Source organism: Litoreibacter sp., from assembly GCF_058136045.1.
On sequence record NZ_JBYVDD010000008.1, the window covers coordinates 280,843 to 294,122 of the forward strand.

At 57.1% G+C, this 13,280-nt stretch carries 14 protein-coding genes; 11 read left to right on the forward strand and 3 right to left on the reverse strand.

Annotation, left to right across the window (positions count from 1 at the left end):
• The first annotated feature begins 33 nt into the window (after positions 1–33).
• The 6 genes from AC3Y7R_RS13475 to AC3Y7R_RS13500 all read left to right on the forward strand — a co-directional run bounded on the left by AC3Y7R_RS13475 (position 34) and on the right by AC3Y7R_RS13500 (position 4,783).
• Positions 34–474, forward strand: coding sequence for a thiol-disulfide oxidoreductase DCC family protein (locus tag AC3Y7R_RS13475; RefSeq protein WP_490042567.1), 441 nt, complete (start codon positions 34–36; stop codon positions 472–474).
• Entirely contained in the window at positions 467–2,116 is a 1,650-nt protein-coding gene (locus AC3Y7R_RS13480) for a saccharopine dehydrogenase family protein (protein WP_490042568.1), read from the forward strand. The genes AC3Y7R_RS13475 and AC3Y7R_RS13480 overlap by 8 nt, the downstream gene beginning before the upstream one ends.
• On the forward strand, positions 2,113–2,541 hold the full coding sequence (locus AC3Y7R_RS13485) for a secondary thiamine-phosphate synthase enzyme YjbQ (RefSeq protein WP_490042569.1): 429 nt from the start codon (positions 2,113–2,115) through the stop codon (positions 2,539–2,541). The genes AC3Y7R_RS13480 and AC3Y7R_RS13485 overlap by 4 nt, the downstream gene beginning before the upstream one ends.
• 126 nt (positions 2,542–2,667) lie before the next feature.
• Positions 2,668–3,135, forward strand: a complete 468-nt coding sequence (nrdR, locus tag AC3Y7R_RS13490) for a transcriptional regulator NrdR (RefSeq protein WP_490042570.1) — start codon at positions 2,668–2,670, stop codon at positions 3,133–3,135.
• Positions 3,136–3,139: 4 nt separating this feature from the next.
• Entirely contained in the window at positions 3,140–4,252 is a 1,113-nt protein-coding gene (ribD, locus tag AC3Y7R_RS13495) for a bifunctional diaminohydroxyphosphoribosylaminopyrimidine deaminase/5-amino-6-(5-phosphoribosylamino)uracil reductase RibD (protein WP_490042571.1), read from the forward strand.
• A gap of 243 nt (positions 4,253–4,495) precedes the next feature.
• Positions 4,496–4,783, forward strand: coding sequence for a hypothetical protein (locus tag AC3Y7R_RS13500; protein ID WP_490042572.1), 288 nt, complete (start codon positions 4,496–4,498; stop codon positions 4,781–4,783).
• Positions 4,784–4,844: 61 nt separating this feature from the next.
• Here AC3Y7R_RS13500 and AC3Y7R_RS13505 read toward each other — a convergent pair whose 3' ends face one another.
• Complete coding sequence (locus tag AC3Y7R_RS13505; protein WP_490042573.1) at positions 4,845–6,917, reverse strand: capsule polysaccharide biogenesis protein; 2,073 nt, start codon at positions 6,915–6,917, stop codon at positions 4,845–4,847.
• Positions 6,907–8,040 (reverse strand): polysaccharide biosynthesis/export family protein, encoded by a 1,134-nt coding sequence (locus tag AC3Y7R_RS13510; RefSeq protein ID WP_490042574.1) that lies wholly within the window; start codon positions 8,038–8,040, stop codon positions 6,907–6,909. The genes AC3Y7R_RS13505 and AC3Y7R_RS13510 overlap by 11 nt, the downstream gene beginning before the upstream one ends.
• A 241-nt stretch (positions 8,041–8,281) precedes the next feature.
• Between AC3Y7R_RS13510 and AC3Y7R_RS13515 the strand changes: the two genes are divergently transcribed.
• Entirely contained in the window at positions 8,282–8,842 is a 561-nt protein-coding gene (locus AC3Y7R_RS13515; protein ID WP_490042575.1) for a hypothetical protein, read from the forward strand.
• Positions 8,843–8,847: 5 nt separating this feature from the next.
• Here the strand turns inward: AC3Y7R_RS13515 and AC3Y7R_RS13520 are convergent, their stop codons facing one another.
• Positions 8,848–10,164 (reverse strand): capsule polysaccharide biogenesis protein, encoded by a 1,317-nt coding sequence (locus AC3Y7R_RS13520; protein WP_490042576.1) that lies wholly within the window; start codon positions 10,162–10,164, stop codon positions 8,848–8,850.
• A 183-nt stretch (positions 10,165–10,347) separates the two neighbouring features.
• Here AC3Y7R_RS13520 and AC3Y7R_RS13525 point away from each other — a divergent pair, with 183 nt between their 5' ends.
• The 4 genes from AC3Y7R_RS13525 to ribB all read left to right on the forward strand — a co-directional run bounded on the left by AC3Y7R_RS13525 (position 10,348) and on the right by ribB (position 13,280).
• Positions 10,348–10,947, forward strand: a complete 600-nt coding sequence (locus AC3Y7R_RS13525; protein ID WP_490042577.1) for a riboflavin synthase — start codon at positions 10,348–10,350, stop codon at positions 10,945–10,947.
• Positions 10,944–11,444 carry a GNAT family N-acetyltransferase gene (locus AC3Y7R_RS13530; RefSeq protein WP_490042578.1) on the forward strand — a complete coding sequence of 167 codons (501 nt, stop codon included), beginning with the start codon at positions 10,944–10,946 and terminating at the stop codon, positions 11,442–11,444. The genes AC3Y7R_RS13525 and AC3Y7R_RS13530 overlap by 4 nt, the downstream gene beginning before the upstream one ends.
• A gap of 45 nt (positions 11,445–11,489) precedes the next feature.
• Entirely contained in the window at positions 11,490–12,056 is a 567-nt protein-coding gene (locus tag AC3Y7R_RS13535) for a hypothetical protein (protein WP_490042579.1), read from the forward strand.
• A 108-nt stretch (positions 12,057–12,164) separates the two neighbouring features.
• Complete coding sequence (ribB, locus tag AC3Y7R_RS13540) at positions 12,165–13,280, forward strand: 3,4-dihydroxy-2-butanone-4-phosphate synthase (RefSeq protein ID WP_490042580.1); 1,116 nt, start codon at positions 12,165–12,167, stop codon at positions 13,278–13,280.

Genomic DNA, 13,280 nt, shown 5'->3' on the forward strand with positions numbered 1-13,280 from the left:
ATCTAGGCCCGCGTGCACCTTACCTATCGGGGTATGGCACGGCTTAATCCAGACCCCGAAATTACGTCGCTGACGCGTGGTGCCGATGTGGTCGTGTTCGACGGGGTTTGTGTGCTGTGCTCGGGGTTTTTGCAGTTCATGCTGCGCCATGACCACGCGCGGCGGTTCCGCTTTGTGATTGCGCAATCCGATCTGGGCGAGGCGATTTACACCCGTTTGGGCCTGAAATCTGCGGATTACGATACAAATATCGTCATTCTCGAGGGCCGCATCTACACGAAGCTTGACGCTTTTTGTGCATCCGTCGGCGCGCTTGGGGGCATCTGGCGGGTGGCATATGCTGTGCGTATCTTGCCCCGTCCTATCGCGGATTGGCTTTATCATCGCATCGCCCGCAACCGGTATGCCATGTTTGGAAAGACCGACACCTGCATGATCCCAACACCTGATATCGCGGAGCGGTTCCTTGACTAGATCCATTCTTTTACTGGGGGCGACGGGGCTGTTTGGCGGCCATTTGGCGCGCCAACTTAGCACGCGCGATGACATCTCGCTTTCTGTTGCAGGGCGCAGCCCCGCGACGCTGAACCCGCTGGCGCAAGAGTTGGGCGCGCAGCCCTTTGTGCTGGATCGCACGCGGCTGAGCGATTGTCGCAAAGCCCTGCGTGACCTCAAACCCTTTGCGGTGATTGATTGCTCTGGCCCGTTTCAATCCTACGGTGCGGCCCCATATGGGTTTGCGCGCGTGGTGCTGGAGGCGGGCGCGCATTACCTCGACATCGCTGACGGAGCGCAGTTTGTGGCGGGGATCACCGAGTTGGACAGCTTGGCACGCGACCTGTCGCTTTGCGCATTTTCCGGCGCGTCCACTACTCCAGCCCTCTCGTCTGCTATCGCGGCAGATTTAGCGCAGGGGTTGGACGAGATTGAGCTGATCGAGACCACGATCCTTCCGGGCAATCGTACGCCGCGCGGCTTGTCGGTCATGCGTGCCATTTTGGGGCAGGTGGGCCAGCCCTTTGCGCGGCGCCGTGGCGGGCGGGTGGAGACGTCGCATGGGTGGGCCGATAGCATCCGCGTTGCCCCTCGTGTGGGTGCGGAGCAGTTGAAGCCGCGCTTGGCAGCCTTGGTGCACACGCCGGATGTGTCGCTATTTGCGCGCCACTTTGGGGCGGCCACAATCACCGCACGCGCGGGGTTGGAGGTGACCCTGTTCCATCGCGCGCTTACAGTCGGGCGCTACTTGGTGCCTGCATTGGGCGTGAGATCACTAGAGCCGCTCTCAAAACCTCTGCTGAAGATTTCCAACCTGTTTTTGCGCGTTGGCTCAGATGCGGGCGGTATGCGGGTGCGGGTTTGCGGGCTTGAAGGTGCACGTCGGGTCGAGCGGATTTGGGATATGATTATCCCCGACGGGCATGGTCCCAAAACGCCGGTGCAGCCTGTCATTATCTTGCTAGAGCAATTGCTGGCGGGCAAAGCCGCTTGCGGCGCGCGGCCTGCTTTGGCCGCCTTCACCCGCGCCCAAGCCGAGGCGCAGCTTGCAACCATTCAGGCCAAATTCGAGCGTCGGGATCGCGAGGTGATCGCGATTTTTGCCCAAGCATTAGGCCCAACTTTTGCAGAGCTGCCGCTTGCAGTCCAAGTGTTGCACAGCCCGGCGCATACCGCGCGCTTCAAAGGGCGCGCGCAGGTTGAAACGGCGAGGCATTGGCTGGCCAGGATTGCGGCGGTGGTTGGAGGTTTTCCGATCACGGGGGGCGATGTCGCGGCCACAGTTGAGATCACGGCACGCGATAATTCTGAGGTTTGGCGGCGCAACATGGGTAGAAAATCCTTCCGCTCGACGCTGCGCTATGATCCCGATCACGGGATGAGCGAGCAATTCGGGCCAATGGTTTTTGGCTTAAACTTGAAGGTCGATGATGGCGCACTGCATTTCCCCGTCACGGCTGGCCGCGCTTTTGGGCTGATCCCTATCCCCAAAGTGCTGACACCGATAAGCGAAACCCGCGAGGCTGTTGATGCGCAGGGCCGCTTTACATTTGACGTGCGCCTGAGCCTGCCCAATGGGGCGCTGATTGTGCATTATCGCGGATATCTGGAGCCACAATGACCCTATTTACCATCCCCACCTCTGGCTCTGGGCTTACCGAGTTTACTGGTGATGTGGCGCGCTGGCTGACCGCTCAACACGTCTCGGACGGGCTTTTGACGCTGTTCGTGCGCCACACGTCTTGCTCCTTGCTGATCCAAGAAAACGCCGACTCTGAGGTGCAAACCGATCTGCAAAACTTCTTTGCCCGCTTGGTGCCACCGACCAGTGATCCCTCCATGTCATACCTGACGCACACCTATGAAGGCCCCGACGATATGCCGGCTCATATTAAGGCGGCGATGATGCCGGTGAGTTTATCAATTCCTGTGCGTGACGGGCGCATGATGTTGGGGACATGGCAGGGCATCTATTTGTTCGAGCATCGCGACCGTCCCCATCAGCGCGAAGTGGCGGCGCATTTCCAACCGGCCCGCGCGGGGTGAGTCGGCTATGACACACCTTATCTAGCGGGCGGAATTCTGCTCTACCCATGTCCTAGCGGACACCCTATAGTGCCTGTGGATAACTGGGGGATAACACCCAGATTGCAGGATAGAGGGAAAAACACGATGCGCTGTCCATTTTGTGGAAATGTAGACACTCAGGTCAAGGATTCACGTCCGGCCGAGGACCATGTGGCAATCCGTCGTCGGCGTTTTTGCCCGGCCTGTGGGGGCCGCTTCACCACCTATGAGCGCGTGCAATTGCGCGATCTGGTGATCATTAAATCCTCTGGCAAGCGCGAAGAGTTCGACCGCGATAAGCTGGAACGCTCTATTCGTATTTCCATGCAAAAACGCCCCATTGATCCTGAACGCATCGACCAGATGATTTCCGGCATCGTGCGCAGGCTGGAAAGCATGGGCGAGACTGACATTAAATCAGGCGTAATCGGCGAGATCGTGATGGAAGCCTTGGCGCGGATTGATACGGTCGCCTATGTGCGGTTCGCCAGCGTCTATAAAAACTTCCAAGAGGCGGATGATTTCGAGGACTTTGTCCACGAGTTGCGCCCACCAGTCGGCAAAGACGACTAAGCATATGAGCAAAGCCAGTGACCAGCGATGGATGGGTTTGGCCCTGTCGCTGGGCAAACGGGGGTTGGGGCAGACATGGCCCAACCCGGCCGTGGGCTGTGTTATTGTGAAAGATGGCCGCGTATTGGCGCGGGGCTGGACCCAAGCCGGCGGGCGACCTCATGCTGAGAAAATGGCGCTGTCACAACTCACCTTCAATGAGGCTAAAGGGGCCACCGCTTATGTGACCTTGGAGCCGTGCTCTCATGTTGGCCAAACCCCGCCCTGCGCGCAGGCCTTGATCGACGCGCAGATTGCGCGGGTGGTGGTTGCTATTGGCGACCCTGATCCGCGTGTGTCGGGGCGTGGGCTTGATATGCTGCGGGCGGCGGGGATTACAGTTGATACCGGAATTTTGGCCGAGCAGGCGCACCATGATCAACGGGGCTTTCTGACCCGGATCACGGATGGGCGGCCTTTGGTGACGCTCAAACTGGCCTCGTCCTTTGATGGGCGCATTGCAACGGCCACGGGCGAGAGCCAATGGATCACCGGTCCACAGGCGCGCCTACAGGTGCAAGCCCTGCGCGCCAGCCATGACGCGGTTATGGTCGGCGGCAATACGGCGCGTGAAGATCTACCGTCCCTGACCTTGCGCGGTATGGGCGCGCGCCGCCAGCCAGTGCGTGTTGCGTTGAGTGCGCAGTTGAACATTCCCACCCACGGGCCACTCGCCGAAGACAAAGCGGATGCTCCGGTTTGGTTGATCCATAGCGACGCGGCCCCCCTGAGCGCGCGCGACTTCTGGGCCGCGCGCGGGGCACATCTGATTGAAGTGGCGCAAGATGCGACGACGGCTCGCCTTGATGTGGGCGCTGCGATGGAGGCCTTAGGGCAGGCGGGTCTGACCCGTGTGCTGTGCGAGGGCGGCGGGAGCCTTGCCGCCTCCTTGCTACAGGCCGGGCTGGTTGATCGGCTCATAGGTTTCACCGCTGGGGTTATGCTGGGCGCTGACGGGCTGGCGGGCCTTGGGGCGCTTGGCTATGGGGCCTTGGATCATGCACCACGCTTTAAGCTGGCTGAGAGCCGTAGCCTTGGCGGCGATGTGATGCACATTTGGAATCGCGACGATATCTAGAATCGTGGCACCTCCGATTCAGGCGTAAAAAAACCAATATTTCATCCACCTCACAACTCGTGAGCGCCTTCTCACGGGGGCGCGACGGTCTTGGCTGACGCGAAGGTCAATCGTGCATATGCGCACTCAATACGCCTTTATTTACCGTAAATTCACATTGAGACACCAATTCACATACCCCATATTCATCTCATCGAACGGCAACACGCCGACACACACATTAATCAAACCGGAGTACTTACAATGAAAACTATCATCGCAACCGCCATCGCCCTGACCATCGCAGCCCCAACATTTGCTGATGTATCCTCTACACAAGCCTTCTTCGCATTGGGCAATGACAGCGCCGCAGAGCGGGTCGTGTCTGGCACATCTGCTGGCGATTTGAACGCTGCGCTATGGATTGGCGCTTCCGCAAACGAGAGCGCCGCAGAGCAAAATATCGTTCTGGGTGGCAATAACGTAAGCCGCAACCTACAAGCTCAATTCGCACTGGGCAACGATTCAGCCGCAGAGCGTTTCGTTAAATAATCCCCCCCACAGGTCACTCCCGACCTGCAAGGCCTCCTCGTGTCCCGCGAGGGGGCCTTTTTTATCGCCAGAGATGGGCATAGCCAGCCAATGCACCTTGCGCTTTGGCCAATAAGCGATTGCCAAGGCTTGGTTTTGGGACTGACCCATTCGCCAGTCGATCAACCACGACTTCGACGGGGCAGGGCTGCTGTGTGAGCGGGTCAAAATAGCGCGGGTAAGCGATGAGAGTGGCGTGTACCAACCCGTCCAAACTGGCGTCAGGCCCGCGCCGCGCAGGGGTTAACCCCCGGTCATCAGTTTGCCCCCATCCCGCATAGAATGGCGTGCCATAGCAGGTTACTTCAATCTCACGTAAAAGCGCCTCAAATCCCAGAAGGGATGTCATGGTGCAAACCCGGTCTACCTTTAAAATCAAAGCAATAGCATCAGTTTTGTTTGCAATTATATCCGCATCTGTCGCCTCAATCTTACCGGGCCGTAAGCCTGCTTCAACATCGGGGTGCGGTTTGTAGATCAGGACTGCATCGGGGAAATCACGGCGCACCGTTTCCAGCAATCCGGCATTGGTCGATACATCCTTGGTGCCGAGCCGGATCGAGGCGTCATCTTCCACCTGTCCGGGGACTAATATTACCTCGCGCCCCTGCGCGTCGATGTCGGGGGTCGCTCCGCCAAGGTTGTATTTGCTCAACCCTAGCTTCACCAAATTGGTGCGCAACCGCTCGGCGCGCAACAGGTCTGCCGTGCTGAGTGTGCCGCTTGCTGCAATCAAGGCTTCCAACGCGCTTGGTCGGGTCGGGTCATAGTAAATGCCGCGATCATCTGTCACCAAAGACAAAGGCGCGACCAAATCAGCGCCCAACCCGCGCGAGCGTAAAAACCCGTCCTCGACCCGCAGGAGCGTGGTCTTTTGGGTCTGCGCACGCAGCGCAAACCCCTCTGGCTCGCGGCCCGCCCAAAGCAGCAAAGACCCGCCCCGCGCGGCCATCAACGCGGCTTCTTGATCTGCAATGAAGCGCACACTTGCGTCCTTGCCAAAACGGTTCGCGCCAAACATTTGCTGGATCGGCCCGCGCTTCCAAAGCCGCATACCAAACGCCACATGGCCATTTCGATCCTGCGTTTGTGCCCGGGTGAGGGCCTCTAACGTGTCGATGACGTGCTCAAGGCGGCAAAGCCGGTCGCGGTAGGGGTCGTACCACTTGCAATATCGCAGCATCACACCTGCAAATAGCTGCGCGCGCGTCAGGGTGCGTTGCCTGCGGTCAATTGGCTGGCGATCATCGCTCAGCCCCCAACCTGCGTAGAACGGCTGGCCGAAAACCACAGGCTTATGCCCCGCTAAAATGGCCTCAAACCCCATGCCAGAGCTGACCGTATAGACGGCAATCGCCCCCTCCATCAGCGCGTAGGGTGCGGCTTTGTGCTCGTACAGCGAGATGCGCTCATTCGCGTCTTTCAGGCTGAAGTGGCCATTTCGGTGGCCTGCATTCGTCTCGGGGTGGGTTTTGATGAGGATGCGCGCATTCGGATGCTCTTCTTGCGCGAAAACCAACATTTCGCGGAAATGGTTGGCCGTTGCACCACCATATTTGATCGAAGCATCGCCGCGCGTCTGATCAATGACCAGCACATATCCCGGTTTTGGGATAGGGGCGCTTGCATCAAAATCATTATACTTTGAAAGGTTTAACGCCTTGAGGCGCGCCATCGCATCGCGTGCGCGGCTCAATTCGTGAGCATCATCAAAGATCTCATTTGACAGGGTATCTTCCAAATCCGAGGGGCCGCTGCTGTCAAAATAGGGCCGCTGATGATCTACGGTCAGACCCAAAGGCGGCTCGCCATCACGGCCCGGTCGTAGAGATCGTAAAAAGGCGTCCTCGACATGGACCAGTTGCGCATCAGTGTAGTGTGCGACCGTTTCGCCGCGCCCAGAGGTCGGGCTTTTGCCCCAAACAGCAATCAGGTCTTTTGCGTCGGGTTTGCCCAACCGCAAATCGTAGCCTGCTAAATCCAGAATGCGCCGGACGCGCGATTGGGTGAAAAATCCCCCGTTGAAATAGAAAAGCCGCGGGCGGAGGGAGGGACCGCCCACGGCTTCATCTGAGCTCGGATGGTTAGCCACCACCGAGGCTCGACAAGGCGTTAACCGATTGGAGTGAGCCGGTCAGCGCCGAGATGGTTTTGTTCCAGGTCACGAATGGGGCCTCGGTCACATAGACCGTGTCGCCGTCGCGGATCACGAAATCGCGGGCTTCAAACATGCCAGTGGGCTGGGTCAGGTCCAACACATAGGCAAACCGTTGTGCGCCCTGAAGGTCAGTGCGGCCCAGAACCGAATTGGCAATTGCAGCGGGCTCATTGCGGAAAATGAACACACCTGTGGGGTCCGCGAGGTTGGAGCTTAGCCCGCCAACCTGCGCGATGGCCTCGATGGCCGAGAGGGTCTGGGTGACAAACTCAATGCGGCTTTGCGCGCCAGTGGCCCCTAAAACGGTGAAGGCGCGGCTATCCTCTTCGACCAAGATGCGGTCGCCGGGGCGCAGGGCAATATCGAATTTCGGGTTGGAATACAAATCTTGGAACCAAACTTTTGAACGCTGCTTGCCACGAATAACTGTGATCTGCGCCACTTCAGGTGCGATCGAGATGCCACCTGCACGGGCAATCATCGCGGACAGCGTGCGGGTCGGGCGCTCAATGGCGAACAGGCCTTGCTGGCCGACGCCGCCCACCAATGACACGGTCGCGCCATCGCCTGCAACGCGGCGCACGATAACCTGTGGATCCGGGGTCTGAGTGTCTAGCTTGCCGGTAATGATGCGGCGCAACCCCTCGGGCGTGTTGCCCGCTGCTTTGATGCGGCCAGCATAAGGCACGAAAATGAAGCCTGCGCCATCCACCTGAATTTCGCTCAGATCGGTGGCGTTGGCACCCTCAGGCGCCAGAAGCCCGTCGTCGACGTTCTCCCAAATGGCCAGCCCAAGCGTGTCGCCAGCGCGGATGATGTCAGAGCCAACAACGCCTGCCTTCAAGAAGGTGTCTGAGAACCCAAGCACAGGTTGAACTGCGGTGGCGCGGGTAACACGGCTATTGACGGCGACGATATAAGCGTCGCCCTGCTTTTGCACGGAACCTGCAAAAATCTGGCGCTTGCCGGGGCCGGACTTCGGCAACCCACAAGACGCGACCATAATAGCCACAAGTGTAAAAGCCACGATTGTCGTAGCTTTGGGACCCAAGTTTTTCACTGGTGTCCTCCTCGATAATGAGACTGCCTCAAGTTTTTCTTTTAACCCTATAGGAAGGCCGAAGAAAATCTAGCCCCACGACGCCACACATGGCGGAGTGTTGCCAGTGCGTCGCAGTGATGTGGATTGCATGGTGTGTTGTCGCGGCAATTGGACACTGGCGAACACTCTTATGGAGGCTTATGTGAAACCTTGAAGTGCCATCGAATACAGGCACGCATAGCGATGGAAAGGTTCTGGCATGACGGCGAAACCACAGGCGCAGGTCTTGATCAAATTCGCACTGCTTTGTGTGCTGTTGGTCGGGTATTTCGGCTACCTTAGCTATGAGTATGACTTTGCCACTGGGGGTGTTGCAGCCCTTCTAACGTGGAGCTTTTTCGTGTTGTGTACGCCGGTTGCCGACGCTGGCTTCTTGCTGGATTTTCCGCTGCGGCTGCTGTTTGGTATTCGCATGGTTTTGTCCGAGATCGCGGTCTGGGCCATTGCTATCGGGATAAATGTTGCGGTGCTGATTTATGGCCCAAACTATTATGAAACAACGTTTTTAACGCAAGTTTTGCACAAGGTTCTGACGCAACCTATCCCCTATGGTGCGGTTATTATCTTGTCGGCTCTGGGTACGTTTTTGTCGATCCGCTTCGGTGATGAGCTGATGGATGTGATCCACCATCATGACCGCGAATATTTTCACTCGCACCATTTCAAGCATGAGTTGATCCTGTTCGCCTTCTTCCTGTTGGTAATTTTTGGCTATTACCAACTGATAGCTTCCATCGGGATCAGCGCGGCGCTGAAGTAGCCGACCTAATTCACCACATGTAATTGCTGGCGGGGCGTGGCTGTGCCTGCAATCAGTGCGTCATAGGGGTCTTCGCGCACCAACATCATATCGACCACTTGGCGCAGCAGTTGCCGCCGACCACGCGCAGAATAAAATCCGCCCGGTATTTGCGAGGTTTCCAGCATGTAGTGGCGATAATCGCGGTAGGCGCGGCTGTCTGGGCGCGTTGGGTTGGTGAAAAACTCTGGCAATGATTGGGTCGAGACGAACTCGGGCTTATTATACACTGCCTCGCCAAAGACTTTCAGCGGCAGACCGCGCCACAACACCTGTTGTGCAGCCGTGGAGTTCACAGTCACGGCGGATCGCGCGGTGTTCAGCAGGCCTGCTAATTTACCGCCCCGTACATAATGCACACGTTTTTCGACGCCCTTTTCACGGGCAATGCGTTTAATCTCTTGGCGCAGCGGAACCCGGCCATCTTCTAATGGGTGCGCTTTGAGGACCAAATGGTGATGACCGGGCGCACCTTTGGCAAACCCGTCAATGGTCAACTCTAGAAAATCGGTCATCGTGTCGAAGGGCGAGTGCTCTTGAAAACTTGAATCATGTTCCAGCTGCAACAGCGCCAAATGATAGGGAAATCCGCCATGTTTGATGCGATGTGTTGCCAAGCTACGTTCTAGGGCGGTGAAGGGCATGGTGACCAGCCGCTTCAAATAAAGCTGAAATTCTTTGGTCACGCTCAGGGCGCGATGGGGGCAAAAGTTGCGGTACTTCCGGTTTCGCAACAGTACGAAATAGTGGTAAACCATGCCGTAAAATACATGTTGGCGCATGTCACCCCAACGCGCTGGCGCGTCAGGTAAATCCAGATCCAGCCCTTCCAAGGCTTCGCGCATATTATCGACGGTCATATCCATCAGGCGTGAATGCCCGTTGGCCCCGCCGCGCTCATAACTCACCCAATAGGGACGCAAGTATCCTTCTTCGAACACATGGATGCGGATGCCCATATCTTTTGCGCGTTCAATCGCCTGCGCATGGATTGGGCGGGTATCGCCGTATAAAACGACATCGGTGATCGACTTTTCTGATGCAATTTTTGCGAAATGGTCTGCCCAATCTTCAGGGCTGCCGAGATAGGGGATGAGTGACGCGTTCGAGAACCAAAATGCGTCGTCGCCCTTATTGAAGCTCACACGCCACACATCAGCCCCCGCCGCGCCAAGCATCTGGCCAAGGCGGTAAAAGAAGGGCCCGTGTGGCCCTTGCAGGAATAAAAATGTTTTACCCTCACCTGATAGGGTCATACGCGTGGCCTCGATTGTTACTGTCATTACTCATACAAGATCGCTCTACATTGCCCAGCCATGCGGCGTGCGTATGGCCAGTTTCCGGCGCAACTGTGGCGCATGAAGTTTACGATACGGTAAAGTAATGTGCAAAAATCGGATAGGGGAAAACCTTGCAGCCGTGACCGTGCCGCGCTACCTCAGGGTGGATAATAAAGGAATGCGTCAATGTTTACAGGCATTATTACCGATGTGGGCCGGGTCAGCCAGCTGGATCAGCAAGGCGATTTGCGCGCGCGTATTTCATGCGCTTATGATCCTGAGGGTATTGATATTGGTGCCTCGATTGCGTGCAACGGGGTTTGCTTGACGGTGATCGAGCGCGGGCGTGACGTGACCCCTTGGTTTGATGTGCAGATTTCGGCGGAAAGTGTCTCGAAAACCAATATTAGCGATTGGGTTGATGGCAGCCGCGTTAATCTGGAGCGCGCGTTGCGGCTGGGCGACGAGTTGGGCGGGCATATCGTGTCGGGCCATGTTGATGGCGTGGCCACAATCATGTCGATCGCGCAGGAGGGCGATAGCACCCGCGTTTTGTTCGATGCTCCGCCTGAATTGGCGAAGTTTATCGCGCAAAAAGGCTCGGTTGCGCTGAATGGCGCTTCGCTGACGGTTAACGAGGTTGAGGGCACGCAGTTTGGCGTCAATTTCATCCCGCATACTAAGACCGTCACGAATTGGGGCGATGTGGTGGTCGGCGATCAGGTCAATCTGGAAATCGACACGCTGGCGCGCTACGTGGCGCGGCTGCAAGATTTCAACGGGTGAGCCAGCTCAGCCTGCGCGCGGCGACCGTGCAAGATGCCTCTAGTTTGGCGGCGTTGGCGTTGGAAGTGTGGTTTGCCACCTATATTCGCCACGGTATCAACGCGCATTTTGCGGATTTCGCGTTGGGCCATTTTACACCCGCGCGCTTTGGGGCGTGGATTGAAGGCAGCGCTCATCAGATCATAGTGTCGCAAAACCGCGATGGGATTGATGCCTATATTCATCTTAATACCCGTGCCAATGATCCGGTTCATGGGGATGTGAGCCGTGAGATTGTGTCGCTTTATGTGCAACCGCGCCATCAGGGGCGCGGGCTTGGTGCAGGCCTGCTGCGGGCATTACGCGACACGTGTGATGGGCCGTTCTGGCTGGCGGTCAATTGCGAAAATACCAAAGCGCGTCGTTTCTATGATGCTCAGAATTTCACCAAATTGGGTGAAGTTGCGTTTAAGATTGGCGATAAGGCCTATCCGAACGACATCTTGGTTGGGAATTAGCGAGGTTTAGCGCTAATATTGGGCTGAGATGCGGAAGGATACAGCATGGCTAATTCGAAAATCGGTCACAATAATGGCCCCACCATGGAGGCGGGCCATGCCTTTCGAAAATATGCTTGGACAAAGGCGCGCTCTGCACTGATCCCAACCTTGCCAATTGAGATTTTACGCACCCGTGTGAAGCGCGCTAAGGCATTGGGGCTACCCTATAAAACATATGCATCGGTGCGCGCCTCTACAGGGCGTGATGTGGTGGGCTTTTTGTTTTCTAACAATGCGCTACGTATGTTTAGAGAAGCCAAAATCAGCCCACGCGCGCAAGTATTGACGCAAGTGGATGCGGATTTCATCGCGCTGGTTCACCACCCGCTTTCGCCTGAAGGTTTGCAACAAGTTTTGGCTGAACAAGGTGTCGATGTGACTGGCGCCCGTGCGCCACATTTTGCCCAAGGCTGGTCTGATATTCGCATGGCCGTGCAGGCCCCTTTGCGTGCGCAACGCCTACCGTTGGACGGCGTGTTGGTGGTCGGAGATACGGCACATGAGCGCGACTGGTCACAAGCTGGCCGCCTTGCCGGGTTTATCGCCTCGGATGCCTATTTCGGGGACTGAATCTCTGAGTAAAATTCCGATCACACCCCCGCGACGCTACGACCTTGCGCGCAACCCTTCCCAAGCCCGTCGAAACCCTTTATCTCGCAGCCATCAAAGGATGCTGCCATGACCAATTCCGATACCAATTCCGACACTAATTATTCTGATGCTATTTCTCCTATCGAGGACATCATTGATGACGCTCGTAATGGGCGTATGTTCATTCTTGTGGACCATGAGGACCGCGAAAATGAGGGCGATCTGGTCATTCCAGCCCAAATGGCGACCCCTGAGGCCGTTAATTTTATGGCCACTTATGGGCGTGGGCTAATCTGCCTGACCCTAACGACAGAGCGCATTGACGCGTTGGGCTTGCCTTTGATGGCTACGAATAATTCTTCGCGCCACGAGACGGCATTCACGATTTCTATCGAGGCGCGCGAGGGTGTGACCACGGGCATTTCGGCCCAAGACCGCGCCTGTACGGTGGCTGCGGCCATTGATGCAAATAACGGCCCGCAAGATATTGCCACGCCGGGCCATGTGTTCCCGTTGCGTGCGCGCGATGGCGGCGTGCTGGTGCGTGCGGGTCATACTGAGGCGGCTGTTGATGTGTCGCGCCTTGCAGGGCTGAACCCGTCTGGCGTGATTTGCGAGATCATGAATGATGACGGCACCATGTCGCGCCTGCCTGACTTGATTGAATTTGCGCAACGCCACGCGTTGAAAATCGGCACAATCTCGGATTTGATCGCTTATCGCCGTCGCCATGACAGTCTTGTCAAAGAGGGCGCGCCGCGCGACGTTACTTCGGAATTTGGCGGCGATTGGGTGATGCGCGTGTTCACCGATAAAACCCAAGGGGCTGAGCATATCGTGCTGACCAAAGGTGATATCACCACGCCTGGTCCAGTGCTGACTCGGATGCATGCGCTCAACCCTGTTGAGGATGTTCTTGGCCTTGGTCCAAGCCCCGCCTCCGAGATGGCACAGGCGATGGAGACGATTTCAGCACAGGGGCGCGGACTTGTGGTTTTACTGCGCGATACCCAAATGAAGATAGACGCAGAGGGGGGGCAGTCGCCACAAACTCTGCGCCAATATGGCCTTGGCGCGCAAATCCTTGCGGCACTTGGCTTGTCGCAATTAGAGTTGCTGACGAACTCGCCTTCGCCCAAAGTGGTGGGGCTTGATGCCTACGGGCTGTCGATTATCGGCACCCGCCCAATCACAGGAGCCTGA